The sequence below is a fragment of the Burkholderia sp. 22PA0099 genome (assembly GCF_047497165.1).
Classification (GTDB): Bacteria; Pseudomonadota; Gammaproteobacteria; order Burkholderiales; family Burkholderiaceae; genus Burkholderia.
Window position 1 is genome coordinate 850,239 of sequence record NZ_CP163164.1, and the last position, 25,516, is coordinate 875,754.

Sequence of the window (25,516 nt, forward strand, 5' to 3'; positions counted from 1 at the left end):
CCGTCACAAGGTCGCCGGCAGCGCCTCCACGGCCGCTTTCAGCAACGCCGCCAACGCCTCGGGATCAGCCAGCCGCGCAGTCGGCCCGGCCACCGAAACCGCACCACGCACCTCGCCGCCGCTCGTCAACGGCACGGCCACGCACGTCAGGCCGTCGATCAGTTCCTCGGCATCGAGCGCATAACCCTGCTCGCGGATTCGGGCCAGTTCGTCCCGAAGCTGCGCCGGCTCGACCAGCGTGTTCGGCGTGAACGGCTTCAGCCCTGCGTCGCAAATGCGCGCCAGCAGCTTCGCCTCGCCAAACGCCAGCAGCACCTTGCCCACGCCCGTGGCATGCAGCGGCCCGCGCCAGCCGGCTTCCGAGAACATGCGGATCGGATGCGGCGAATCCACCTTCGCCAGATAGACGACGCGGTCGCCATCGAGCACCGCGAAGTGAGCCGTCTCGCCCGTCTGCTTCACGAGTTGATGCAGCAGCGGCGTGACGCGTTCGGCCAGCGCCGCCTCCACGCCCGCCCCCGCTCCCTGAAACAGCGCCGCCAAGCGGAAACTTAGCCGATAAGTTTTGTCATCCTGAACGATCCAGTCGCGCTGGGCCAAGGTCTTGAGCAGCCGGTACACCGTGGCCCGCGGCAGATCGAGCGACTGCGCCATCTGGCTGACGCCCAGCGCATGCTCCGACCCGGCCATCAGCTCAACGAGACGAACGGCGTGCTCCACGCTGTTGACCGTCGCGATTTCGCCCATCGCTGCTCTCCTCGACCTTGAACAAAGACGAACACGCACCGCTTGCCCCGGATCGGGCAAGCGCCTATGATGTTCGATACTGATACTAACATGTTCATTATAGATACACAAGGAGATCGCAATGAGTGAATCGAACCTCGAATCGCCGTGGATCGCGGCCGTCGTGCAGGGCACGCCCGTGCCGTTCGACCAGCGCCGAACCCTGGAGAAAGTCGACGACCTGGTGGCGTCCGCCGTGTCGCAGCGCGCCAGGCTCGTGGTGTTTCCCGAAGCGTTCGTCGGCGGCTACCCCAAGGGGCATGCGTTCGGCTCGTACGTCGGTGGGCGCAGCGACGAAGGGCGCGACGCCTATCGCGCGTATTGGGAGGCCGCGATCGACGTGCCGGGGCCGTGCGTCGACGCGCTGGCCGCCATTGCCGGGCGGCACGGCGTGCATCTGGTGATCGGCGTGATCGAACGCGATGCGGGCACGCTCTACTGCTGCGTGCTGTTCTTCGGGCCGGGCGGCCACTACCTCGGCAAACACCGCAAGCTGATGCCCACCGGTTCCGAGCGCCTGATCTGGGGCTATGGCGACGGCTCCACCATGCCCGTGCTCGACACCGAACTCGGCAAGCTTGGCGCCGTGATTTGTTGGGAGAACTACATGCCCATGATGCGCACGGCCATGTATGCGAAGGGCATCCAGCTTTACTGCGCGCCGACGGCCGATTCGCGGCCGTCGTGGGTCGCATCGATGCAGCACATCGCGATCGAGGGCCGATGCTACGTACTCGCAAGCAATCAGTTTCTGCGGCGAAGCGATTACCCTGCCGCGTACGACAGCCTGTTCGGCGACGACCCCGACGCCGTGGTGCAGGCAGGCGGAAGTTGTATCGTCGATCCGTTCGGGCGGATTCTCGCCGGCCCCGCGTTCGGCGAGGAAACCATCCTGACCGCGGAGATCGACCTGCGAAACATTGCGCGCGGCAAGTTCGATTTCGACGTGACCGGCCACTACAGCCGCCCCGACGTGTTTCGCCTGACCGTCGACGAACGCCGCCAGGCGCCCGTTACCGTCATCCCGGCCGCACCGCAAGCCGCCGCTCATTACGAGGATCAACGCTCATGATCACCCGAGACGATATTCGCGCGGCCGCGCAGCGGGTTGCGCCGTACATCCGCACCACGCCCGTCGTGCAACTGGAGGCCGGCTGGTTCGACGTGCCCGGCGACACGTTCCTGAAGCTCGAATCGCTGCAGGTGACCGGCTCGTTCAAGCCGCGCGGCGCGTTCAACCGCCTGCTCGGCCAGCCGCTGCCGCCGGCCGGCGTGATCGCCGCATCCGGGGGCAACCACGGCATCGCCGTCGCCTACGCCGCGCACAAGCTGCGCGCCCGCGCCGAGATCTACGTGCCGAGCCTCGCCACGCCGCTCAAGCGCAAGATGCTGACCGACCTCGGCGCGAAGGTCGTGGTGGCCGGCAATACCTATGTCGAGGCGCTCGCGGCCAGCGAGGCGCGGGCCGCCGAATCGGGCGCGCTGAAGGTGCATGCGTTCGACGATCCCGCCACGGTCGCGGGGCAAGGCACGCTGGCGCTTGAGCTCGATGCGCAATTGCCGGATGTCGATACGGTGCTGGTTTCTGTCGGTGGCGGGGGGTTTATTGGCGGCATCGCGGCGTGGTTCGCGGGGCGGGTCAAGATCGTTGCGGTGGAGCCGGCGCAGTGTCCGACCTTGCATCGCGCGTTGCAGGCGCGTGAACCGGTGGATGTCGAGACGAGCGGCATCGCGGCGGATTCGCTCGGATGCAAGCGGGTTGGCAACGTGCCGTTTTCGGTTCTGTTGCCCACGGTGAATGAATCGGTGCTGGTGTCGGATGCGCAGATTCGTGACGCGCAGAACGTGCTGTGGAATCGGCTCAGGGTGGCGTCGGAGCCGGGGGGCGCGACGGCGTTGGCGGCGTTGATGGCAGGGGCTTATGTTCGCTCGCCGGGGGAGAGGGTGGCGGTGGTGATCTGCGGGGGGAATGTGGACCCGGGAGGCTTGGGGGGTTGAGGCGCTGATGGGCGATGGGTGGGGCGTGACTTCGATTTCACGGCCCCGCAGCCGCGGATCTTTTGTGACGTATCCATCACATTAGTCGTCTTGATGATTTTAATGTGATGGATACGTCACGCTCAGTGTAAACGTTTGGCATTACTATTGTGATGTATACGATACAATATCGTCCTTAAAACGGATAATGTGAGCTATACATCACATGAATTTAGCCGAATTAGGTGAAGCGTTCCGGGAGGCCCGGCTCGCTGCGAACCTGACGCAACAACAAGTCGCCAAACTGAGCGGCTTGCCGCGCGAACGCATCAGCCTGTTCGAGACTGGCTCGCTGCCCGAGCTGGGCGCGGTCAAGATGCTCAGCCTGTTCGATGCCGTCGGGCTCGAGATCCTTGCGCGCCGCCGAGGGCATCAACGCACGCTCGACGACGTGCTGGACGACCCTGAAGATCTGCCGGATGGTCCGGGCGGCACGCCCAGACGCGTGCGGCTGCGCGCCGTGCAGCGCCTCAAGGCGACAGAGGAAAAGTCATGAGCCGCGATCCCCTTGACGTCTACGTTCGAGGCCAGGTGGTCGGCACGCTCGCCGAAGAGGGCGGGCAGTTCGTTTTCACGTACCTGCCCGATGCTGCGGAAGAGAACCAGGTCTCGCTGCTGATGCCCGTGCGCGCGGCGTCGTATGTGTGGCCCCGATTGCATCCGTTTTTCCAGATGAACCTTCCGGAAGGCGTCAAGAAGGACATCATGATCCGCCACCTCGGCCCGCACGCCGACGTGAGCGATTTCGGGCTGCTCGCGCTCACCGGCGCGAACACGATCGGACGCGTACAGGTCGTGCCGCGCGGCGCGACGCCCGAACAGGCCGCGAGCAAGACCGACATGGCGGAACTGCTCGCGTCGACCGACTCGCGCGACAACCTCCTGCGTCTGCTCGAGACCAGGATCACGGAAGGCATTTCGGGGGTCATGCCCAAGGCGCTGCTGCAAGAGAAAGCCACCACGTGGACCGACGACACCATCCTGAAGACGGGCTTCGATGATCTGCCGGCGCTGGCGATCAACGAGTATCTATGCCTGGAAGTCGCACGCCAGGCCGGGCTCGACGTCCCTGGCGCGCAACTGTCCGACGACGGGCAGGTATTGGCGGTGAAACGCTTCGACCGCCCCCACGACGGCCAGACGTTGGCGGTGGAAGACTACTGCGCGCTGAAGGGCCTGGACCCCGTCAACAAGTACAACGGCACACTCGAACTCCTTGAGACGCTGACCAGAACCTATGTTCCGCGCGACGCGTTCAAGGAAAATGCCCGACGGCTCTTCACCCTGTTGCTGCTGAATCATGCAGTCCACAATCAGGATGCCCACCTGAAGAACTTCGCGCTCGTCTACACCAACCGCGACGACGTGCGGCTCGCGCCTGTCTACGACGTTCTCAGCGGTACCGTCTATCCGAAATATGCATCGGCGATCCCGGCGCTGCCTGTCAAGGGCAAGCGGGTTTGGGCGTCAGGCGCACTGCTGCAGAGTTACGGTGGTGCGCGGCTTGGTCTGAGCAAGGCGGATCTGGGGGAGGCTGTCGAGCGCGTCTCGGCCGCGGTTCATCGGGTCACGCCGAGGGTGTCCGAGTTCGCAGACCAATACCCTGATTTCCGCGAAGTCGCCAAGCGCATGCTGGATGCATGGAGCTGGGGGCTCGAAGACATCAAGCCCGATGCAAAGCCTGGGAAGTACCGGCCTGCGCCGCTGCGCGAACAGATGGGCATGTCCGACCCGAGCACGGCTGCGGCGCGAAAGGACGTCAACCCCTACGCGAATCCTGACGGGGCCTTCAGTCATAAGGCCAGATAGCGCAGCCGGCTCACGACAACACGTCGAACCGCATCACGCCCGCTTGCCCTTGAACGCCATGCGAACCGCCACATAAAGCAGCGGCGCGAAGAAAATGCCCAGCACGGTGGAGGCGAGCATGCCGCCCATGACGCCGATGCCGATCGCGTTCTGGGCGCCCGAACCCGCGCCCGTGGCGACGGCCAGCGGCACGACACCGAGAATGAAGGCGAGCGAAGTCATCAGGATTGGCCGCAGGCGCTGGCGCGCGGCGTCGAGCGTGGCCTCGACGACGCCTGCCCCGTGCGCCTCCCGCTCCAGGGCGAACTCGACAATCAGGATCGCGTTCTTCGCCGCCAGCCCGATGGTCGTGAGAAGCCCGACCTTGAAATAGACGTCGTTGGTCTGGCCGCACAGCATCGCGGCCAGCAGCGCGCCCGCCATGCCGATGGGCACGGTGAGCATCACCGCGAGCGGAATCGACCAGCTTTCGTAGAGCGCCGCGAGGCATAGAAACACCACCAGGACGGAAATCGCATAGAGCCCGGTTGCCTGATCGCCCGCGAGCCGCTCCTCATAGGACAATCCGGTCCATTCGTGACGAAATCCGGGCGGCAGCGCGGCAACCAGTCTGTCGATCGCACGCATTGCCGTACCCGAGCTCACGCCCGGCGCGGCCTCGCCCTGGATCTCCAGCGCCGAATCACCGTTATAGCGCTCCAGCCGGGTCGGGCCGAACGTCCAGCGCCCGTGCGCGAACGCGGAGAAGGGAACCATCTCGTTGCCGGCGTTGCGCACATGCCAGCCGTCGAGATCACGCGGCTGCATGCGGTAGTCGGTATCGCCCTGCACGTAGACGCGCTTCACGCGCCCCCGGTCGATGAAATCGTTCACGTAGTCGCTGCCCCACGCGACCGACAGCGTCTGGTTGATATCGGCAAGACTCAAGCCGAGTGCGCTCGCCTTGGCCTGATCGATGGCCACGGCAAACTGCGGTGTGGAATCCTGGCCGCTTTGGCGCGTATCGATCAGCGCGGGGTCACGAGCCGCGGCGGCCAGCAACGTGTTCCGTGCCTCGATCAGTTTTTCCCGCCCCGCGCCGTTGCTGTCCTTCAGGTAGAAGTCAAAGCCGTTGGACGTGCCCATGCCGTCCACGGCGGGCGGCAGCAGCGCATAGACCTGCGCGTCGCCGATGGCGGCAAAGGCCGCACTCGCGCGTTGCGCGATTTCCTTTGCGGAGCGATGCGCGGATTGGCGCTGTTCGAAGTCCTTGAGGCGCACGAACACCATGCCCACGTTCTGGCCCGAGCCGCCAAAACCATAGCCCTCGATGGCCATCACGCCATCCACCGCGTCTTTCTCGTCGTTCAGGTAATAGTCCGTCACACGCTTGAGCACGTCCTGGGTGCGCGCGCTCATCGCGCCGGCCGGAAGCTCCACGCTGGTCATCAGGATGCCCTGGTCGTCGACGGGCAGAAACGAGCTGGGTAGACGCATGAACATCCACCCCATCGCCACCACCACCGCGACGAAGATCGCCAGAAAGCGCTTGCCGCGCCCGAGCATGCCGGCGACGCTGCTGCGATAGGCGTCCGAGCCGCGCTCGAAATAACGGTTGAACCAGCCCGCGAAGCCACGCCGCGCGGCATCGCCATGAGGGCGGCGCAGGATCGTGGCGCAGAGCGCGGGCGTGAGAATCAGCGCGACGGCAACGGAGAGCAGCATCGCCGTGACGATGGTGACCGAAAACTGGCGATAGATCGTGCCGGTCGATCCGGAAGAAAACGCCATCGGCACGAACACGGCGGAAAGCACCGTCGCGATACCGATCAGCGCGCCCGTGATCTCGCGCATCGACTTGAGCGTGGCCTCGCGCGGGTCCAGCTTGTCCTCGCGCATGACGCGCTCGACGTTTTCCACCACGACGATGGCGTCGTCCACCAGCAGGCCGATGGCGAGCACCATCGCGAACATGGTGAGCGTGTTGATCGAGTAGCCGAACACGGCAAGCACGGCGAACGTGCCGAGCAGCACGACCGGAATGGCGAGCGTGGGAATCAGCGTCGCACGCACGTTCTGCAGGAACACCAGCATGACGATGAAGACCAGCACGATCGCTTCGACAAGCGTCTTCACGACTTCATGGATCGACAACGCGACGAACGGGGTCGTGTCGTACGGATAGACGACATCCACACCGGGGGGCAGCGTGCTCTTGAGCGAGGCGATCAGCGTCTTGACGCCTGCGGCCGTGTCGATGGCGTTCGCGTCGGCGGCCAGCATCACGCCCATCGATGACGCGGGTTTGCCGTTGTAGGTGGAGGCGTAGGTGTAGGTATCGGCGCCCAGTTCCACCCGGGCGACATCCTTGAGGCGCACCAGGGCGCTGTCGCTCGCGCTCTTGACGATGACGTCCTCGAACTGCGCGACGGTTTGCAGGCGGCTTTGCGCGGTGACCGTGGCGTTCAACTGCTGGCCGGGGCGCGCGGGTTGCGCGCCCAACTGGCCCGCCGCGACCTGCGCATTCTGGGCGCGCAACGCGGTTTCCACATCGCCGGGCATCAGCGCGTATTGCTGCAGACGGGCCGGGTCGAGCCAGATCCGCATGGCATAGCTCGAACCGAACAACTGCGTATTGCCCACGCCATGCACGCGGCGAATCTGATCCTGAAGCGTGCTGCCCACATAATCGTCGAGGTCGATCGAGCGCAGCTTTGCGTCGGTCGAGACGAAGCCCACGACCATCAGAAAGCTCGCCGACGATTTCGTGACGGTGAGCCCCGTGCTTTGCACCACCGAAGGCAATTGCGCGGTGACCTGTTGCAGCTTGTTCTGCACCTGCATCTGCGCGACATCGGCATTGGCGTCGTTGCTGAAGGTGAGGCGAATTTCGACCTCGCCCGACGCGTCCGAACTCGCCGACATATAGAGCAGGTTGTCCAGGCCGGTGAGCCCTTGCTCGATCACGCGCGTGACCGAATTTTCGATGGTCCCCGCGTCCGCGCCAGGGTAGCTCGCGGCAATCGAAATGGTGGTGGGGGCGATCTCGGGATACTGCGCGACGGGCAGGCGTTTGAGCGCGAGCACCCCGGCCAGCATCACGACGATGGCCAGCACCCACGCGAACACCGGGCGTCTGATGAAGAATGCCGACATGATGGCGTTCATCCCCTTTGGCTTGATTTCTCGGCGGTGTGGGCCTGCGCGGCGGCGTTGCCGTTCTGCGTGGCCGTCGGCTGGCGTACCTTGCCGGTGGCGGCGTCGATGGCGACTTCGGTCGCCGCCACCGCGTCGCCCGCGCGCACTTGCTGGCTGCCTTCGACGATCAGCGCATCGCCTTCACGCGGGCCTTGCGTGACGAGCCAGTCGTTACCGTGCTCGCGGGCATCGGCAAGCTCGACTTCCTCGACCTTGCCGCCGCGCACCATCAGCGCAGTGGCCGTGCCGCGCGGGTTGCGGCTCACGGCACGCTGCGGCAACAGATAGGCGCGCGGCACCGTGCCCTCCTCCACGATCGCGCGCACGTACATGCCCGGCAGCAACACACGGCGCGGGTTGGACACGACGGCCCGCAGCGTGTAGGTGCCGGTGCCGGTCGCCACGTTCGATTCACCAAATTCGAGGCGCCCTTCGAGCGGATAGATCGCCCCGTTTTCGAGCTTCAGCTTCACCGGCACACCGCCGTTTGCGTCCACCACGCGCCCGGCGTCGATGGCCTCGCGCAGATCGAGCAGGTTCGCGCTCGATTGTGTGAGGTCGATGTTGACCTGGCTGATCTGGTGAATGGTCGTGAGCGCGGTGCCTTGGCTCGCGCTCACGAGCGCGCCGGGCGTGAGCGTCGAGCGGCCGATGCGTCCCGAAATGGGGGCGCGGACCGTCGTGCGGTCGAGGTCGATACGTGCCGTTTCGAGTGCCGCTTTTGCGACGGCGACGCTGGCGCGCGCCTGCGCCAGCGCATCGATGGCTTCTTCGTGGTCTTGCCGGCTGATCGCGTGGTGCCTGACGAGCACCTGGTTCCGGTCGGCCTTTGCCTGCACGGAGGGAATGGCAGCCTCTGCACGCCGCAGGACGGCTTCGGCGTTGTCACGCGCGGCGCGATAACTTGCGGGGTCGATTCGATAGAGCGGCTGGCCGGCCTCGACTTCGCTGCCTTCCACGAACAGGCGCTGCTGGATGATGCCGCCGACTTGCGGGCGCACCTCGGCTTCAAGGAAGGCGACGACGCGCCCCGGCAGTTCGGCGGAAACCCGCACTGCCTGCTGGTGCAGTTTGATGACGCTGACGGTCGGAATGGACGCGCGTGGCGTAGCGTCGACGTGGCTGCGTTTGCAGCCGGACAACGTGGCGACGAGGGCAAGCGCAACGGCCAGCGCGGCGGCGGTGTTGCTGATCGGGAAGTGCGTCATGGCGGCTGAGTGATACGGGCTGCGGTTGGGCGAGCCAGGAGTGTGCTGCGCTGCCGTTTGAATACGTTGGACGTTGTGTGGAGATTGCGTCGAGAAAACGCGGCAGCGATTCGCCGCTGTTCGGCCGCGCCGAACTGTCGAGCTATGATGGAGATTTGATGAAGCGGATTGCCTGGTGCGCTGCGTGGGTTCACGATGCGCTCTCCGAAAAGCTGCACAACGCCCGCGACGAACCATGAACGCGCTGATCCTGATCGCAGAAGACGAACCCGAAATCGCCGAGATTCTCGACGCCTATCTGCGCCGTGAGGGCTATCGCACCTATCAGGTCAACAACGGCCAGACCGCGCTCGACGTGCAGCCGCTGCTCAAACCCGATCTCGTGCTGCTCGATATAAAAATGCCGGGCAAGGATGGCTGGGAAGTGCTCGCCGAACTGCGCCGGCGTGGCGACACGCCGATCGTCGTCGTCACCGCGCTCGATCAGGACATCGACCGTCTGCAGGGCCTGCGCATCGGTGCGGACGACTACATCGTCAAGCCGTTCAATCCGGTCGAAATCGTGGCGCGTATCGGGGCTGTGCTTCGCCGGACGACATCCGGCCGCAATGAACCCGTGCTGCGCGTCGGTCGGCTCGAAATCGACACGGCGAGTTATGTGGCAAGCGTTCGCACGCTGGCTGCGGAACAACAATCCGGCCAAAGCGTTCAACTCTCGCTCACGCTCACGGAATTCCGCGTGCTCACGCATATGTCCAGATCTCCGCAGCGCGTATTCACGCGCAGCGAGCTTCTCGATGCCTGCCTGCCGGGTGGCGTTGCGCTTGAACGTACAGTAGACAGCCATGTCAGCAACCTGCGGAAGAAACTCGAGAAAGCGGGCGCTTCCGACATGATTACCGTGGTTCGGGGCGTGGGTTACAAGCTGACCGGTTCCTGATGAAAACCGTCACCGCAACGACCGGAAAGCACCGCGGACGGCTCGGGCGTCAGATCGTTCTTTCGATGGGCCTCGTATCGGTCATCACCGCACTGATTCTTTTCGTCGGCTCATTCGTCATCTATGGCTTGCTCTACGCTCACTCTCCGCCGCCACAACCGACGACCTTTGCGGAAGCATTCATTCCGGACCCCCAGGACTACCTGATTTTCGCCACGCTGTTGCTTCTCGGGCTCGTGTTCGCGGTCATCATGGCGTCGCGCCTGGCCAAGCGTATTCTTGCGCCGCTGAACTCGCTTGCCGAAGGCGCCCGACGTATTGCGGCGGGCGACCTGGAGGCGCGTGCCCTGGCTGGCGACCGCTCGCTCGGCGATACCGCCCTTCTCGTTGACGACTTCAATGCGATGGCGGTTCGACTCGAGCGCATGACGACCGAGCGAACCGAGTGGAACGCCGCGATCGCTCATGAATTGCGAACCCCGCTCACCATTTTGCGTGGTCGGCTGCAAGGCATGCGGGACGGCATATTCACGCCCGACGAAACGCAAATACGCGGCTTGCTGTTTCAGGTCGAAGGTCTGACCCGGCTGGTCGATGATCTTTACATCATGAACTTGCAGGACATCGGGCGACTGGAGATGCGCATCGAGCCCACGCGCATCGATATCGAAATCCGGCGTGCCGTCGACTCTATTGGGGATGCGCTCGGCGAAGCCGGATTCATCCTTGAGCTGAACCTGTCCGACACGGTCGTGGCTTGCGATGGCGCCCGTATTCGGCAAGCACTGTTTGCATTGCTCGACAACGCGCGAAGATACGCCGTGCCGGGCCGTCTGCTTGTCTCGCTCAGCGTTCGGGAGGATTCGTTTTCAGTTGGCGTCGAAGACGAAGGCCCGGGCTTGTCTCCCGACTTCGCGCCGCTGGTTTTCGAGCCGTTCACGCGCGCCGATGCGTCGCGCTCCCGGAAATTCGGCGGTGCCGGCCTGGGTCTCTCGGTCGTGCGGGCGATTGCGTTGGCGCACGGAGGACAGGCTACGTTCAGGCCGTCTCAGTCTGGCGGCTCCGTGTTCGAGCTCACGCTACCGCGAGGCCAGACGTGAATCCGGCATTCACAGTTCGCGCATCATCACGACCGAACACTGCGTGAAGCCTTGCTTCCGGAAGAATTCATGCGCCTGATGATTCTGAGCGCCGCTTTCCAGAAAGATGCGATGACATCCGGCTTCTCGTGCTTCCCGTATTAGCCAATCCAGCACGGTACGTCCGATACCCGCGTGCCTCATGCTGCGGCTGATAACGATGTCCTCCAAAACAGCATAAGGAACCCCAGGACCTTGGGTATGCATCGCAACACACCCCATCGCGACGAGTTCCAAACCGTGTCTTGCAGCAAATATCAACGTTGGCGGCGGCCCATTTTCCGCTGTTTCTGCCGTTATGCTTTCTGTAATTTCCGACCTGATCAGTCGCGGCCGATCCGGGTTCCAGCACTTCGGCGATTCTGCAAGACCAAACTGGAGTTCAGAGTGGGAGATATAGGAAGCGTCGGTGTTTTCCGTGAAGAAGACGGCCAACTCGTCTGCTTCATTTACGTTATCGACCCAGTACGGCTTAATCGGATGGGCAGTGTTCATGGTTTCCTTCGAGAATCAATGGAAGCATTCCTGTGAGTGCCGTCGTCGGCCGCCGCGTTGAAACGGAACATGCACAACGCAAGATAAGGATCTTGCGGCAACACTGTCCACAAACCGTGGAAATTTGATGAACGCCGGATGCAGCGGACCTATCCGCGATGAACCGGTTTGCTATTCTGCCCGGCACGGCCCGAGCGCGAAAAGATGCGAATTCCTACGCCAATCCTGACGGCGCGTTCAGTCATAAGGCCAGATAGCGCGGCGGATTCGTCAATAACCGGTCGGATGTCATGAAGGCAGCAACGCCTTACCTGCGAAAGCTCGCCAGTAAGTCGCGCGTTTGAGCGACGACGCGATCCTGGAATTGCGTCTCGCGTGCCAGCGCCGGGGCGTGCTGAGAATTTTCATAAAGGGCATCGGCAACGGCACGATCACAGGCACCAGACCGGCCACCAGCGCGCGCACGAACGCATTGGCGTTGCCCATGCCCAGCCCCGTGCCGGAAGTGAAACCTGGCTCGACGGCGTTGAAATGCAATCGCGGGGGCTCGCGGGCACAGCTCATTGCCGTGACCAACGCACACTGCTTGGACGTCGCATAGGCGTCCAAGCCGGGTTTCGCGGAGCCATTCGATTGCCACTCTCCATGCGCGCTGGCCTGCGCCGACAGATAGCGCCCACCCCGGAAGCCCGCGGCCACGGCCGGTTTGCGATTCGGATCTTCCACACAAGCGTGTCTAGTCAGTTAATTATCATTCTCATCGCAGGCCTTGCCGTCACCGCTGCCGCATCGGTATCCGCGATCCGACTCATTCATCGGCAGCCCGTCATGGCGGCGACTCGAATCGCCGCTTCGATCCTTCCCCCAAACGTGACTTCGACGCAAAACCGGCCTGCTGACGCTTTTGGGTCATCAAGACGCGTTCGCATCGTCAGTCAGCAATCAGCCCCCAACGTAGCCCCCGCCCCCACCCGCAATTCCGAAGGCGAATGCCCCCCGATCCGCCGCATCGCATGCGCCAGTGCCGCGCCACTCGCGAACCCAACCCGAAACGCCACCTCCCCGATCGGCAAATCCGTCTGCGTCAGCAACTCGCAGGCGATCCGATAACGCACACGCTGCTGAAACTCCCCGATCGACAGCCCCGTCCGTTCACGAAACAGGCGCGTGATATGCCGACGCGACGCCCCGAACCGCTGCTCGAGCGCATCGAGCGGAATATCCCGATCGACATGGGACGTCACATAGGCTTCGATATCCGCGACCAGCGCCATGCCATGTTCCGCTGGCGACCGCGCCGATTCGCCGTGCCCCGCGATGACCTCCCCGATGCACTGCATCAGCAGCGCCGCCGCCAGCGCCTGCCGCGTCGCCTCGCTGCCATAGGCGCCGAGGTCGGCGCGCAGCGACAGATCCTGCAGATTGCGGATGGTGGCGGATTTGCGAAACAGCGTGGGTTTGCGCGTGCGTCGACGAAACGCATCGAGCGATCCGACACCGGTATCCAGCCTGCGCAGCGCATCAGCCGTGACATAAAGCGCGACGTGCGTGTGGGGCGCGCACGCGGCGCGCGTCTGGTGCGCGTGCTCGGACGGCATCACCGCGAAGCGATCCTGCGACAGCCAGATACCGGCGCGCCGGTCTTCATGCCGGATCTCGACCGCCCCGAGGCTGGGCAGGATGAACATCAGACAATCGTGCCAATGCCAGGGCATGGCGTAGCTGCCGCGTCCGGTGAGCGTCGCGCAGCCGTCGCCGGCAGAAACGAGTAGCGATTTGTCGGCCGGCCGGCTGACTTCATCGAACGAACGCAGCATCCCTCACCTCCCATTCGACCAGAACACGATCGCGCACCGATTCGCCGATGCCGCGATGTCCTGCATGAAACCGTGTCACGCAGCATAGCAGTACAAAAACCGGCGTCCGGCACCGCCATGGCCCGTTCGATCAACTGGCGCGGCCCGCCGAAACGCGCGGCACGGCGTGGATTTCCGTAACCTGATCGCATGGAAAACCAGGCCCCGATTGGCGGGGCATACGCCGCAATGACCCGACACCCCGCAGTCGAACTCGTCAACGTATTCGCCGCCGCGCCAGGCGGCGGCAACCCCGCGCCGATCGTGATCGACGCAGACGGCATGTCCGATGCCGAGATGCAGGCGGTCGCGCAACGCTACGGCCACGAAAGCGGCTTCGTCATCCCGGCGCCGGCCGACTCGGGTTGCGACTTCGAGTTTCGCTTCTGGGTGCCGAACCACGAAATGTCGATGTGTGGCCACGCCACCGTCGGCGCGGTCTGGCTGCTGCACCGCAACGGGCGCCTGCAGCGCGACCGGCTCCGCATCCTGACGCGCAGCGGCGTGGTACTGGCGCGCATCACCGGTGAATCCAGCGACGGCGCAGCGGTCGAGATCTCGCAACCGGCGGGCAGTGTCGAGGCGCTGGACGATCGGCCCACGCGGGATGCGATTCTCGACGTGCTCGGCATCACCGAGGCGCAATTGGCGCCGCTGCCGATCCAGAACGCCTGCACCAGCCGCGTGAAGACCTTGATCCCGCTCGCCAGCGTGGCCGATCTCGATGCAATGCAGCCGCGCTTCGACCAGATCGAAGCGTTGTGCGAGCAAATCGGCTCGACCGGGCTTTATCCCTATGCCGCGCACGACGCAGCGCAGGCGGTGTTCGATGCGCGGCAGTTCCCGCGCGCCTCCGGCTACCCCGAGGACGCCGCCACCGGCATCGCGGCTTCGGCACTTTCGTTCGGACTGCTTGCCAGCGGCGCGATCGAACCCTCCGTTCAGGCGGTCACGATCCGTCAGGGCCGCGCGATGCATCGCCCTTCGCAGATTTCCGTGCGCTTCCGTTTCGCAGACGGCGACCGGAGCCGCGTGCCGGACGGTTGCTGGCTAGGCGGACGGGTGGTCATCGAAACGCAACCGGGGTCGCCGTCATGACGTCGGACCTGGAACATCGAATCGCGCAACTCGGCCTCGCGCTGCCCGCCGCGCCCGCGCCGCGTGGCGCCTACGAGAGCGTGGTGATTCATGACGATATTGCCTACGTGAGCGGCCAGGTCTGCCGGATCGAAGGCGACGTGATTGCCGGCCCCGTGAGCGACTCGACGCCGCCCGAAACGATCCGGCACGCGGCGCATACCTGCGTGCTACGCGCGCTCGCCGTGCTGCACGCAGGCGTGCCGGCGTCGCTCGATATCGATCGCACGCTGTTCCTGCGCGGCTTCGTCCATGCGGCGCCCGGCTTTGCGCACTACGGGCGCGTGCTCGACGAAGCCTCGACGCTGTTGCTCGCGATCCTCGGCGAACGCGGGCGCCATGCGCGATCGGCCGTCGGCGTGGCCGGATTGCCGGATGGCGCGCTGCTCGAGATCGAACTGGTCGTCGCGCTGAAACACGTGCCGGACAACAGCATCGAACTGTCCTGACGCCTCGCATCCCGTCTTACAAACGATCGGCAAAGCCGACCCGCAACGACCCTCCAACGTGGAGAAGACCATGAATCGTCGTCAACTTTTGCAACTCGGCCTTGCCGCGGCGCCCGCCGCTTTGCTCTCCCGTGTGGTCCGCGCCGATGACGCGGAACTCGTGATCGGCTCGAACGTGGGCGCGCCGCCATTCGCCTACAAGGACGGCAACGGCTATTCCGGCTTCGACGTCGAAGTGTGGAGCGAGGTGGCCAAGGGCATGAATCGCACGTGGCGCCTTCAACCGATGGAGTTCGGCGCGCTGCTGCCGGCCTTGCAAACCCGCAATCTCGATGCGATCGTGTCGCAGCTTTTCATCAAGCCGGAACGCCAGCAGGTGATCGATTTCTCGATGCCGTACTACAAGAGCGGGCTGATCTCGCTCACCCGCATCGACAACACCAGCATCCACTCGCCCGCCGATCTCGCCGGCAAGCGCATCGGCACCGAAACCGGCACGGTGGCGGTGGGATACATCCGCGAACACATCAAGGACGCGACGATCGACCAGCTTCCAAGCATCAACAATGCGCTGCTCGCGCTGCTGGCGGGCCGCACCGATGCGGTCGTGTACGACAAGCCGCTGCTGCTCTACTACGCCAACACCGGCGGCAAGGGCAAGGTGCGCGTCGTGCAGCCGCCGCTGGAAGGGCTCGATGTCGGGATCGGCTTCCAGAAAGGCAGCCCGCTGGTGGCCGCCGCCAACCAGCAACTCGCCGCGATGAAGGCCGACGGACGGCTCGACGCATTGAATCGCAAGTGGTTCGGAGAGCGCTCGGCATGAACTTCGACTGGGCGGCCATGCTGGCCGCATTGCCCGATCTGATGCAAGGGCTTCGGCTGACCATCCTGATCGCGCTGGCGGGCCTCGCCGGCGGTCTCGTGCTGGGGGGGATCGCGGGCGTGGCGCTGACCTACGGCGGGCGGCTCGCGATGCTGCCCGCGCAGTTGTACGTCGCGCTGATACGCGGCACGCCGATCGTGGTGCAGGTGATGTTCGTCTACTTCGCACTGCCGATCATGATGAACGTGCGCATCAGCGGCACCAGCGCCGCCATCATCACGCTGATCGTCAACTCGGGCGCCTACAACGCGGAGATCGTGCGCGGCGCGCTCGACGCGGTGCCCGGCGGGCTGCGGGAAGCCGGTCTCGCGATGGGCCTGCCGTTTCACCGCGTGCTCGCCCACGTGATCGCGCCGATCGCGATGCGGCGGGCACTGCCGGCGATGGGCAACCAGTTCGTGAATCTGGTCAAGGACACGTCGATCTTTCTCGTGATCGGCGTGGGCGAACTGACCCGGCGCGGCCAGGAAATCATGGCGGAAAATTTTCGTGCGGTGGAAATCTGGACCGCCGTGGCCTGCATCTACCTGCTCGTGATCAGCCTGCTTGCGCTGGGCTTGCGAGTTCTTGAACGGAGAGTACGCCTGAGATGAGCATGATCGAATTCCGGCAGGCATCGAAACAGTTCGGGCAGCACCTCGTGCTGCATCCGCTCGATCTGACGGTCGAGCGCGGCGAAGTGATGGTGATCGTCGGCCCGTCCGGTTCGGGCAAATCGACGATGCTGCGCTGTATCAACGGGCTCGAAACGCTCAGTGGGGGCGACCTGCGCGTCGACGGCATCAGCGTGCTGGGCAGCGCGCGCGACGTGCGGCGTATCCGGCTCGAAGCGGGCATGGTATTTCAGCAGTTCAACCTGTTCCCGAACCTGACGGCGCTGCAGAACGTGATGTTCGGGCCGATCCGCGCACGCGGCAAGTCGCGCGCCGAGGCCAACGACATCGCGCGTTCGCTGTTGCAGAAGGTCGGGCTGTCCGAGCGCATGAACCACTATCCGTCGCAACTCTCGGGCGGCCAGCAGCAGCGCGTCGCCATCGCGAGAGCGCTGGCGATCCAGCCGCAGTTGATGCTGTTCGACGAACCGACTTCGGCGCTCGACCCCGAACTGCGCGAGGAAGTGCTCAAGGTCATGCAGACGCTTGCCGCGGAGGGCATGACGATGGTCGTCGTCACGCATGAAATGGGCTTCGCGCAGCGAGTGGGCACGCGCCTGCTGTTCATGGAGGCGGGCCGGCTGGTTCACGACGGCGATCCGTCACGGCTGCTTTCCGCACCGCCCAGCGAGCGCTTTCGCGATTTCCTGCGACACATTCATTGATCCTCCATCGCCACGCCTCATGACTGCCTCCCGATTCGAACAGGACTACGGATTTCGCCGCGACGCCGTAGGCCAGCACAACTGGCGCGACGCGCCGTGGAATGTCTGGGCCTTCCGCCATTTGCACGAGATCATTCCGTCGACGCGCATCGCCGCCGCATCCGGCCTCGCCGAAACGGCCCCCGTCGATGCCGCCGCGCTGGTCGGGCAGGCGCTGACCATCGACGGCAAGCGCCACACGATATCGTCGATCCTGCACGACACCTGCACCGACGGCCTGACCGTGATGCGCGCGGGGCGCATCGTCGCCGACTGGCTCGCACCGAACTTCACGCTGCAAAGCCGCCATATCCTGTTCTCGGCCAGCAAATCGGTCGCGGGCCTGCTCGCCGGCATCCTGCACGGCGACGGGCTGCTCGATCCCGATGCACCGGTCGCGCACTACGTTCCCGAGTTGAAATCGTCGGCGTTCGGCGATGCGAGCGTCCGGCATGTGCTCGACATGCGCACCAGCCTAGCGTTCGACGAGGATTATCTCGATCCGCACGGTCTCTATTCTCGATACCGCCGGGCCGGCCTGTGGGACCCTCGGCACGACGGCGAGCCACGGGAAACCGTGCTCGATCTGCTGGCGGCCTTGCCCAAGGGAGCCGGCGATCACGGCGGGCCGTTTCATTACTGCTCGCCCAATTCGGATGTGCTCGGCCTCGTGATCGAACGCGCCTCGGGCCAGCGCTACGCGGATTTCGCATCCGCCCGTTTGTGGCAGCCGCTCGGACTGCGTGCCGACGGCTACGTGACCGTGGACATCGCCGGCACCGCACGTTCGGGCGGCGGCCTGTGCATGGCCATCCGCGATCTCGCGAGGATCGGCGAACTCGTGCGTGTGGGCGGGGAAATCGACGGACGGCGGCTGATCCCGCGCGCCTGGATCGACGATACGCGCCACGGCGGAAGCGCCGAAGCCTGGCGCAATGGCAGCTTCGCGGATTGGCTGCCCGACGGACGCTATCGAAACAAGTGGTATCAGCGAGGGAATGGCAACGGCGCCGGCTTTGCGATCGGCATTCACGGCCAGTGGCTTTATGTCGACCCGGCGAGCGAGACGGTGATCGCCAAGTTTTCGGCACAACCCACCCCTGCGAATAACGAACTGAAGCGCTTGAATCTGGCGCTGTTCGAGGGCATTGCGAAGATGGCGCGATGAGGTCCGGGCACGGACGCGGACGACGCACCGAATGAGTTCATGGTTGCGCCATGGTTGCCATGCACACGCACTCACTTCAGTACGTGAATGACATCCGGACAAGCACCGTTAAAAGTCGATGCCCGATCCGGTGACTGTTTGCACACCGGCAGATCGGCCTGAGAGAAGGCCTTGGCCAGCGAGCTCAACGGCCGACTTCGGCCTCGATGAGTTTCTTACATTTTCGCAGCTCGCGCTCGAACAACGCGATGTTCGAATCGAAGCGTGCTTTCGGTACGGCGATGCCGATCGAATAGGGTCCCAGGAACGTGTCGATCGGCGTTGCAATCGAGCACACGTCCTCGATGTGCTCTTCTCGCTCATACGCGATCTGCTCGCTCCGCACGCGCTCCAACTGCGCGATCAGCCCGGCCATGTCCTTCACCGTCTTGGTGGTTTCGGGCGTGATGCGATTGCCGAACAGCTTGCGAACCGCATCGTCGGGCAGTTCCGCCAGCAATGCCTTGCCCAACCCGGTTGTATAGGGATTGGACGACACGCCGATCGGAATCATGATGCATAACTCGCGCTCGACTACCACGCGATCGACCACGATCGCACGGCGCCCCGACGCACCGGCCAACGCCACCGTCTCGTTGACCGCCTTCGCCATCGACTCCAAGTGCGGCCTGGCCACCGAGACGATGTCCCCATGCGCGGCCCGCGCCAGTTGACCGAGTGCCGGCCCGAGGCGCGTGCCGCCGCGCGGCCCCATGGTTTCGACGAATTGCTCCAGTTCGAGCGCGCCGACCAGACGCTGGACCGTCGAGCGCGGAAGATCGGTTTCCTCCGCGATCGCGCCAAGGCTCAAGCCTTCGGGATGCCGTCCCAGCGCACGAAGAATGGCGGCGGCGCGCGACACGACCTGGATGCCCTTGTCAGATTCCGCCTGCGCGGCATCGCCGCCGAATGTAATGTCCTGCGCCATCAAGTCTCCTCAGCTACCGGTCGGCGGCGCGACCGGCATTGCAACCGTTTTACCGACCGGTATCATACAACGCGCATTCCTCGCATCCGGCTCGAATGCAACGAGGCGTCGCCCACCGGCGACGCCTCGTTGAGCACGCCCATTTAATCGCCGTGCGCAGCCGGATGAACGGCAACCTCGGCGCGCGATGATGCCGCCGATGCGCCCGTCTTATCGCCCGTCTTCCATCCGCCACCCAGCGCGCCATACAGATTCACGACGTTGGCTTCTCGCGCAAGCCGCACGGCAACCCAATCCTGTTGGGACTGGAACAACGCGCGTTGGCTCACGAGCACGTCAAGATAACTGCTGACGCCATTCTCGAAGCGCTCGTGCGATAACCGATAAGACTCGGCATTCGCCGCGACCAAACCCGCCTGCGCTTCCTCCTGGCTCACAAACGTCTCTCGACCGTCGAGCGCATCCGATACTTCACGGAATGCCAGCTGAATCGCCTTTCGATAATTCTCGACTTCGATTTCGCGCTGAACCTTGGAGACTTCGAGGTTCGCCGCATTACGGCCAAAATCGAAGATCGGCACGCTGATCGACGGACCGAACGACCACGCCGCGCTGCCGGGATCGAAGAGGCCGCTGAGCGAGGCACTGGCCGTTCCGCCCGACGCCGTCAGCACGATGCGCGGGAAGAAGGCGGCCCGCGCGGCGCCGATGTTGGCGTTCGCCGCCTTGAGTTGATTCTCTGCCTCGATGATGTCCGGCCGGCGAGTCAGCAGGTCCGACGGCGCGCCGGCATCGAGATGTTCGTCGAGACGAATCGATTCCAGTGGCACGTACGTCATCCATTCGGCCGGAATCGTGCTGCCGACCAGCAGCGTGAGCGCGTTGTGATCCAGTTTGATCTGCCGATCGTAGCGAGCCACAGCGGCTTGCGCCGACCGAACCTGCGATCTCGCCTGGTTGAGATCGAGTGCGGTCGAGGTTCCGGCTCGATAGCCCGAATCGATCATGGACAGCGTTCCCGACTGACTCTCCCTCGTCTGCCGAGCCAACAGATACAGTTGGTGATCGGCCTGCAAGGTCAACCAGGCATTCGCTACCTCGGAGACGAGACTGATTTGCACCGCGCGACGCGCCTGCTCGGTGGCAAGGTAGGCCTGAAGGGCCTGCCGGGTGAGGCTTCGCACACGCCCAAAGAGGTCGAGCTCGTACGACGCAACCGCGCCGCCCACCGAATAGTCGTGCGTCACGCCGGATTGCCCGGTGGCCGATAGATCCGACGGCATGCGCGCGACATTGCCGCCGGCCTGAGCGGCCAGGGTCGGCAGCAGATCGGCCCGTTGGATTCGATACTGGGCTCTTGCCCGCTCGATATTGAGCACCGATACCCTCAGATCGCGATTATTGGCGATCGCCAACGCAATCAAACCGCGCAATTCGGCATTCGGGTAATAGGCTTCCCATGCCACGTCGGACGGTGAAACGTTCGTGGTCCTCATTTGATCCGCTTGCGCATAGGTCGCCGATACGGGCAGCGCCGGGCGGACATATTTCGGCTCCATCGTGCAGGCACTCAATGCAAACACCCCGCACGCCAGGACTATTTTCGTCAGTTTGAAATGCATCATGCCTTGACCTCCTTGCACTCATTGCCGCCTTTCTTCTTGCGGCGTGCGAACAGGCCGGTGATCAGCACGTAAAACAGCGGCACGAAGAAAATGGCGAGGAACGTCGCCGTCATCATTCCGCCCACGACGCCGGTGCCTACCGAGTGCTGGCTACCCGATCCCGCGCCATGCGAGATCGTGAGCGGCGCGACGCCGAGCACGAACGCCACGGACGTCATGATGATCGGACGCAGGCGAAGGCGCGCCGCCTGGATTGCTGCCTGCGCCAGCGGCACATCGTGATGCTCGTGCAAGTCCTTCGCGAACTCGACGATCAGGATCGCGTTTTTCGCGGACAGGCCCACGGTGGTCAACAGGCCGACCTGGAAAAACACGTCGTTGTTCAAGCCGCGCATCAAGGTCGCGCAAACCGCGCCGATCACGCCGAGCGGAATCACCAGCAGCACGGAGAACGGCACGGACCAGCTTTCATACAGCGCGGCGAGACACAGAAACACGATCAGGATCGAGAGCACATACAGGGCCGGCGCCTGCGATCCGGAAAGCTTCTCCTCAAAAGAGAGGCCGGTGGTCTTGATGCTGAAACCATGGGGCAACTGCGCCGCGATCTTCTCCAGTTCGAGCATCGCCTCGCCCGAGCTGTGGCCTGGCGCGGGCTCGCCCTGCAACTCGACCGCGGGAACACCGTTGTATCGCTCGAGCTTCGGCGACCCATATGCCCATGAACCCGATGCGATCGAGGCGAACGGCACCATTTGACCCGCATCGTTCCGTACGTACCACTTGTTCAGATCTTCCGGTCGTACCCGCGAGTCGGGTTGCCCCTGAATGAACACCTTCTTGACTCGACCGCGATCGATAAAATCGTTGACGTATTGCGAGCCCCATGCAGCGGTCATCGTATCGTTGATCGCAGCAAGACTGACTTGCTGAGAGCGCGCCTTCTCGTCGTCGATATTGATGTGGAATTGCGGCTCGTCGTTCATCCCGTTCGGGCGCACGTTGATCAATAAGGGATCCTTCTCGGCCAGTTCGAGGAATTTGTCTCGCGCTGCCATCAGGGCCTCATGCCCTTGACCGGTATCGTCTTCGAGAAAAATATCGAAGCCTTTCGCGTTGCCGAGTTCGAGAATGGCCGGCGGCACAATTGGGATGACCATGCCGTCGCGGATCGCGGAAAACGGACCGAATGCGCGCTGGGCGACGCCGAACACGGATGGATCACGGCCCGTTCGCTTATCCCAAGGCTTCATTGCGACGAAAGCCATCGCCGAGTTCTGTCCGCGGCCAGCGAAGTTGAAACCGTTCACCGTGAATACGGAGTCGATCGCACCACTTTCATGTTCAAGCAGGTAGTTCCGAACCTGCGTGATCACTTTCTCGGTACGCTCGGCCGACGAGTTCGGCGGCATCTGCACCTGCACGAACATCTGCCCCTGGTCCTCGTCGGGCAGGAATGCGGTTGGCACTTTCGTGAACAGAAAGCCCAGACACAACACGATCACGCCGTAGACGCCCATGAACAGGGCCTTCCTGGCAATCACCCGCGTTACCACGTTCTGATAGCGATCGGCGTTGCGCTCGAACATCCGATTGAACCAGCCGAAAAAGCCTTTCTTATCGTGGTGATCTTGTGCAGGCGGCTTCAGAAGCGTCGCACAAAGGGCTGGTGTAAATACCATCGCCATGAGCACCGAAATCGTCATCGCCGAGACAATCGTGATGGAGAACTGACGGTAAATCACACCGGTCGATCCGCCAAAAAATGCCATCGGCAAAAACACCGCGGAAAGAACCATCGCGATGCCCACCAAAGCACCCTGAATCTGGCCCATCGACTTCTTCGTCGCTTCGCGGGGGCTCAACCCTTCTTCCACCATCACCCGCTCGACGTTCTCGACCACCACGATGGCATCGTCCACCAGGAGGCCGATTGCGAGCACCATGCCGAACATGGTCAGCGTATTCATCGTGAATCCCGCCGCCGCCAGGACACCAAACGTGCCGAGCAACACGACCGGCACGGCCAGCGTCGGGATCAACGTGGCGCGCAGGTTCTGCATGAACAGATACATCACGAGGAACACCAGCACGATCCCTTCGATCAAGGTCTTCACGACCTCATGCATCGACGCGTTGACCACGGGCGACGTGTCGTACGGCACGACGATCTTGACGCCCGGCGGAAGAATGTCCTTCTTCTCGTCCAGCACACGCCGTACCGCGTTCACCGTATCGAGCACGTTGGCACCGGTGGCCAGACGCAACGCGAGACCGGCCGACGGCTTGCCGTTGTAGAGACTCGAAATCGAATACGTTTCGGCGCCAAGCCCCACCGTTGCAATATCCTTCAGGCGAACCTGGGAGCCGTCCTTGTTCACCTTGAGCAAGATATTGCGGAATTGGTCCGCGGTCTTGAGCCGGACCTTGCCGATGACGGTTGCGTTGAGTTCCACGCCTTTGGTGGTCGGAAGCTGCGCCAACATGCCGGAAGACACTTGAACGTTCTGCGCCGAAATCGCATCGGCCACGTCGGTGGGCGTCAGTGAATAGCTATCCAGTTTGGCCGGGTCGAGCCAGATCCGCATCGCATATTGCGAGCCGAGCAGCAGGTAGTCGCCCACGCCTTTGGTGCGCAGGATTGGATCCTGAAGATTCGACGCAAGGAAGTTGCCCAGATCGTAGCTCGACATCTTCCCGTCTTCGGACACGAGCGCGACGACCATCATGAAGTTCACTTGATACTTTGCAACGCGAATCCCCTGCTGTTGCACTTCCTGCGGCAGCAACGGTGTCGCCAGTTGAAGCTTGTTCTGAACCTGGACCTGCGCGATGTCGGGATCGGTACCCTGATTGAAGGTCACGATGATCTGCATGCTCCCGTCCGAATTGCTATTGGACGTGATGTAGCGCAGCCCATCGAGACCGTTCATCTGCTGCTCGATCACTTGCACCACGGTGTCTTGCACGGTCTGCGCGGATGCGCCGGGATAGGTCACCGTCACGATCACGGCGGGCGGCGCGATGTTGGGGTACTGATTGACTGGCAGGGTCCGAATTGACAGGTAACCGGCGAGCATGACGACGATCGCGATCACCCAGGCAAAAATCGGCCGGCCGATGAAGAACTTGGACATGGCGGCTCCGCTTACTTGCCCGTCGGGGCGAGCGACGACGGGTTCGGCTGAGCGGACGCAGGGTCGTCCGACAGTTGCAAATGGACGTTGGTCGCGGGCTGAGGCGAAACCAGCATTCCGGGTTTGAGGCGCTGCAAGCCCTCGGTCACCACCCGATCGCCGGGCTTCAAGCCCCCCGACACCAGCCAGGCATTGCCGAGCGTGCGATCGACCTCGATCCGCTGTTGCCTGGCGATCCCGTTGGCGTCGACCGTCCAGGCCAGAGCGGCTCCGGTGGTATCGCGCATCACGGCCTGCTGCGGCACGACGACGACGTTGTTTCGCTCGCCCTCGTTGAGCCTTGCGTGCACGAACATCCCCGGCAGCAATTCGTGCTCAGGATTGCCAAACAGTGCGCGCATCGTGACCATCCCGGTCCCTTCGTCCACGCTCACTTCGGAAAATTTGAGCGATCCGGTAACGGGATACTGCGTCCCATCCTCCAGCTCGAGGCGTACCGCGGCCGCGTCCTGCCCGATCGACTTCAGTTGCCCGCTGCGCAATTCACGTCGCAAGCGCAGCATGTCGATCGACGATTCGGTGACATCCACATAAATCGGATCCAGTTGTTGCACCACGGCCAGCGCTTGCGGCTGACCGTTGGTGACCAGCGCCCCTTCGGTCACGGCTGAACGACCGATGCGACCGGGAATCGGCGAATAAACCTTGGTGTACGCCAGATTGATACGGGCCGATTCGACATCGGCTTGTGCCTGGCGGTAGGCGGACTGGGCATCGTCGTATTGCTGTTTGCTGATCGCGTTGTCGCCGACCAGTTTCTGGTATCGCTGAGCCAGTTGCCGGCTGCCGATCAGCGCCGCCCGCGCCTTGTCGTAGACAGCCCGGTACGGCGCTTCGTCGATCTGATAGAGCTGCTGCCCGCGCTTGACGTCGCTCCCCTCCTCGAACATCCGCTTTTGAATGATGCCGCTTACCTGCGGGCGCACTTCCGCGACGCGCCATGCATCGGTGCGCCCGGGCAAGGTCGTGGAAATCGTGACTTTTTGCGCATCGAGCGTGAACACCCCCACCTGCGGCGCGACCTGCCTGGGCGCCTCGTTCTTGTCGCACGCGGTGAGTGCTACTGCGCTACCCAGGCACGTCGCGACGATCAACGCACCCCTAGTTTTGCTATGCCGTTTCATTCGTTTCGATGCCTTTCAAGGTGTCAGAGGGAAACCCCTGGCTCGTCGCCGCTGCTGCAGCGAGAGGCTCAGGCAGGTCAAAATGCCCGCCGTGCGGGTTTACCGTACCATCCAACGATACGATGCGCTTTGACGTGCACACGCATCCATGAGCATCGAGGC

Annotated in this window: 23 protein-coding genes; 13 read left to right on the forward strand and 10 right to left on the reverse strand. The window is 63.6% G+C overall.

Annotated elements, in window-relative coordinates; genetic code table 11:
• Window positions 1-3: 3 nt before the first annotated feature.
• Window positions 4-747 carry an IclR family transcriptional regulator gene (locus tag AB4851_RS03735; protein ID WP_414448483.1) on the reverse strand — a complete coding sequence of 248 codons (744 nt, stop codon included), beginning with the start codon at window positions 745-747 and terminating at the stop codon, window positions 4-6.
• Between the two features lie 121 nt (window positions 748-868).
• Here AB4851_RS03735 and AB4851_RS03740 point away from each other — a divergent pair, with 121 nt between their 5' ends.
• From AB4851_RS03740 to AB4851_RS03755, 4 genes are all read left to right on the forward strand, one after another.
• The gene (locus AB4851_RS03740; RefSeq protein ID WP_414448484.1) at window positions 869-1,858 is read left to right on the forward strand and encodes a nitrilase-related carbon-nitrogen hydrolase; all 990 of its coding nucleotides are present in this window, start codon (window positions 869-871) and stop codon (window positions 1,856-1,858) included.
• Window positions 1,855-2,784: a threonine/serine dehydratase gene (locus tag AB4851_RS03745; protein WP_414448485.1), complete on the forward strand. Its 930-nt coding sequence runs from the start codon at window positions 1,855-1,857 to the stop codon at window positions 2,782-2,784. Before AB4851_RS03740 ends, AB4851_RS03745 begins: the two co-directional genes overlap by 4 nt.
• Before the next feature lie 205 nt (window positions 2,785-2,989).
• Window positions 2,990-3,319 carry a helix-turn-helix transcriptional regulator gene (locus AB4851_RS03750; protein ID WP_414448486.1) on the forward strand — a complete coding sequence of 110 codons (330 nt, stop codon included), beginning with the start codon at window positions 2,990-2,992 and terminating at the stop codon, window positions 3,317-3,319.
• Window positions 3,316-4,632 (forward strand): type II toxin-antitoxin system HipA family toxin, encoded by a 1,317-nt coding sequence (locus AB4851_RS03755; protein ID WP_414448487.1) that lies wholly within the window; start codon window positions 3,316-3,318, stop codon window positions 4,630-4,632. The genes AB4851_RS03750 and AB4851_RS03755 overlap by 4 nt, the downstream gene beginning before the upstream one ends.
• A 33-nt stretch (window positions 4,633-4,665) precedes the next feature.
• Here AB4851_RS03755 and AB4851_RS03760 read toward each other — a convergent pair whose 3' ends face one another.
• Window positions 4,666-7,767, reverse strand: coding sequence for an efflux RND transporter permease subunit (locus AB4851_RS03760; RefSeq protein WP_414448488.1), 3,102 nt, complete (start codon window positions 7,765-7,767; stop codon window positions 4,666-4,668).
• A gap of 8 nt (window positions 7,768-7,775) precedes the next feature.
• Window positions 7,776-9,017, reverse strand: coding sequence for an efflux RND transporter periplasmic adaptor subunit (locus AB4851_RS03765; protein ID WP_414448489.1), 1,242 nt, complete (start codon window positions 9,015-9,017; stop codon window positions 7,776-7,778).
• Between the two features lie 77 nt (window positions 9,018-9,094).
• Between AB4851_RS03765 and AB4851_RS03770 the strand changes: the two genes are divergently transcribed.
• From AB4851_RS03770 to AB4851_RS03780, 3 genes are read left to right on the forward strand one after another with little or no spacing between them, the layout of a single operon-like run.
• Window positions 9,095-9,256: a hypothetical protein gene (locus AB4851_RS03770; RefSeq protein ID WP_414448490.1), complete on the forward strand. Its 162-nt coding sequence runs from the start codon at window positions 9,095-9,097 to the stop codon at window positions 9,254-9,256.
• Complete coding sequence (locus AB4851_RS03775; protein WP_414448491.1) at window positions 9,253-9,957, forward strand: response regulator; 705 nt, start codon at window positions 9,253-9,255, stop codon at window positions 9,955-9,957. The genes AB4851_RS03770 and AB4851_RS03775 overlap by 4 nt, the downstream gene beginning before the upstream one ends.
• Window positions 9,957-11,057, forward strand: coding sequence for an ATP-binding protein (locus tag AB4851_RS03780; protein WP_414448492.1), 1,101 nt, complete (start codon window positions 9,957-9,959; stop codon window positions 11,055-11,057). Before AB4851_RS03775 ends, AB4851_RS03780 begins: the two co-directional genes overlap by 1 nt.
• Window positions 11,058-11,066: 9 nt before the next feature.
• On the opposite strand, the gene AB4851_RS03785 is transcribed toward AB4851_RS03780, so the two are convergent.
• The 3 genes from AB4851_RS03785 to AB4851_RS03795 all read right to left on the reverse strand — a co-directional run bounded on the left by AB4851_RS03785 (window position 11,067) and on the right by AB4851_RS03795 (window position 13,408).
• Window positions 11,067-11,591, reverse strand: coding sequence for a GNAT family N-acetyltransferase (locus tag AB4851_RS03785; protein WP_414448493.1), 525 nt, complete (start codon window positions 11,589-11,591; stop codon window positions 11,067-11,069).
• Between the two features lie 288 nt (window positions 11,592-11,879).
• Window positions 11,880-12,317: a hypothetical protein gene (locus AB4851_RS03790; protein ID WP_414448494.1), complete on the reverse strand. Its 438-nt coding sequence runs from the start codon at window positions 12,315-12,317 to the stop codon at window positions 11,880-11,882.
• A 209-nt stretch (window positions 12,318-12,526) separates the two neighbouring features.
• The gene (locus AB4851_RS03795; protein ID WP_414448495.1) at window positions 12,527-13,408 is read right to left on the reverse strand and encodes a helix-turn-helix domain-containing protein; all 882 of its coding nucleotides are present in this window, start codon (window positions 13,406-13,408) and stop codon (window positions 12,527-12,529) included.
• 189 nt (window positions 13,409-13,597) lie between these two features.
• Here AB4851_RS03795 and AB4851_RS03800 point away from each other — a divergent pair, with 189 nt between their 5' ends.
• The 6 genes from AB4851_RS03800 (at window position 13,598) to AB4851_RS03825 (ending at window position 18,441) form a co-directional block, all read left to right on the forward strand.
• On the forward strand, window positions 13,598-14,545 hold the full coding sequence (locus AB4851_RS03800; protein ID WP_414448496.1) for a PhzF family phenazine biosynthesis protein: 948 nt from the start codon (window positions 13,598-13,600) through the stop codon (window positions 14,543-14,545).
• Window positions 14,542-15,033, forward strand: coding sequence for a RidA family protein (locus AB4851_RS03805; protein WP_414448497.1), 492 nt, complete (start codon window positions 14,542-14,544; stop codon window positions 15,031-15,033). Before AB4851_RS03800 ends, AB4851_RS03805 begins: the two co-directional genes overlap by 4 nt.
• A gap of 70 nt (window positions 15,034-15,103) precedes the next feature.
• Window positions 15,104-15,856, forward strand: coding sequence for a transporter substrate-binding domain-containing protein (locus AB4851_RS03810; protein ID WP_414448498.1), 753 nt, complete (start codon window positions 15,104-15,106; stop codon window positions 15,854-15,856).
• Window positions 15,853-16,509 (forward strand): glutamine ABC transporter permease GlnP, encoded by a 657-nt coding sequence (glnP, locus tag AB4851_RS03815; RefSeq protein WP_414448499.1) that lies wholly within the window; start codon window positions 15,853-15,855, stop codon window positions 16,507-16,509. The genes AB4851_RS03810 and glnP overlap by 4 nt, the downstream gene beginning before the upstream one ends.
• A complete protein-coding gene (gene glnQ, locus AB4851_RS03820) occupies window positions 16,506-17,234 on the forward strand; it encodes a glutamine ABC transporter ATP-binding protein GlnQ (RefSeq protein ID WP_414448500.1) in 729 nt (242 codons plus the stop codon). Before glnP ends, glnQ begins: the two co-directional genes overlap by 4 nt.
• A 19-nt stretch (window positions 17,235-17,253) precedes the next feature.
• Window positions 17,254-18,441, forward strand: coding sequence for a serine hydrolase domain-containing protein (locus AB4851_RS03825; RefSeq protein WP_414448501.1), 1,188 nt, complete (start codon window positions 17,254-17,256; stop codon window positions 18,439-18,441).
• Between the two features lie 184 nt (window positions 18,442-18,625).
• Here AB4851_RS03825 and AB4851_RS03830 read toward each other — a convergent pair whose 3' ends face one another.
• The 4 genes from AB4851_RS03830 to AB4851_RS03845 form a co-directional block, all read right to left on the reverse strand.
• Entirely contained in the window at window positions 18,626-19,408 is a 783-nt protein-coding gene (locus AB4851_RS03830; protein ID WP_414449131.1) for an IclR family transcriptional regulator, read from the reverse strand.
• Window positions 19,409-19,551: 143 nt separating this feature from the next.
• Window positions 19,552-21,033: an efflux transporter outer membrane subunit gene (locus tag AB4851_RS03835; protein WP_414448502.1), complete on the reverse strand. Its 1,482-nt coding sequence runs from the start codon at window positions 21,031-21,033 to the stop codon at window positions 19,552-19,554.
• Complete coding sequence (locus AB4851_RS03840; RefSeq protein ID WP_414448503.1) at window positions 21,030-24,170, reverse strand: efflux RND transporter permease subunit; 3,141 nt, start codon at window positions 24,168-24,170, stop codon at window positions 21,030-21,032. The genes AB4851_RS03835 and AB4851_RS03840 overlap by 4 nt, the downstream gene beginning before the upstream one ends.
• A gap of 11 nt (window positions 24,171-24,181) precedes the next feature.
• Complete coding sequence (locus AB4851_RS03845; protein ID WP_414448504.1) at window positions 24,182-25,354, reverse strand: efflux RND transporter periplasmic adaptor subunit; 1,173 nt, start codon at window positions 25,352-25,354, stop codon at window positions 24,182-24,184.
• Between the last annotated feature and the right edge of the window lie 162 nt (window positions 25,355-25,516).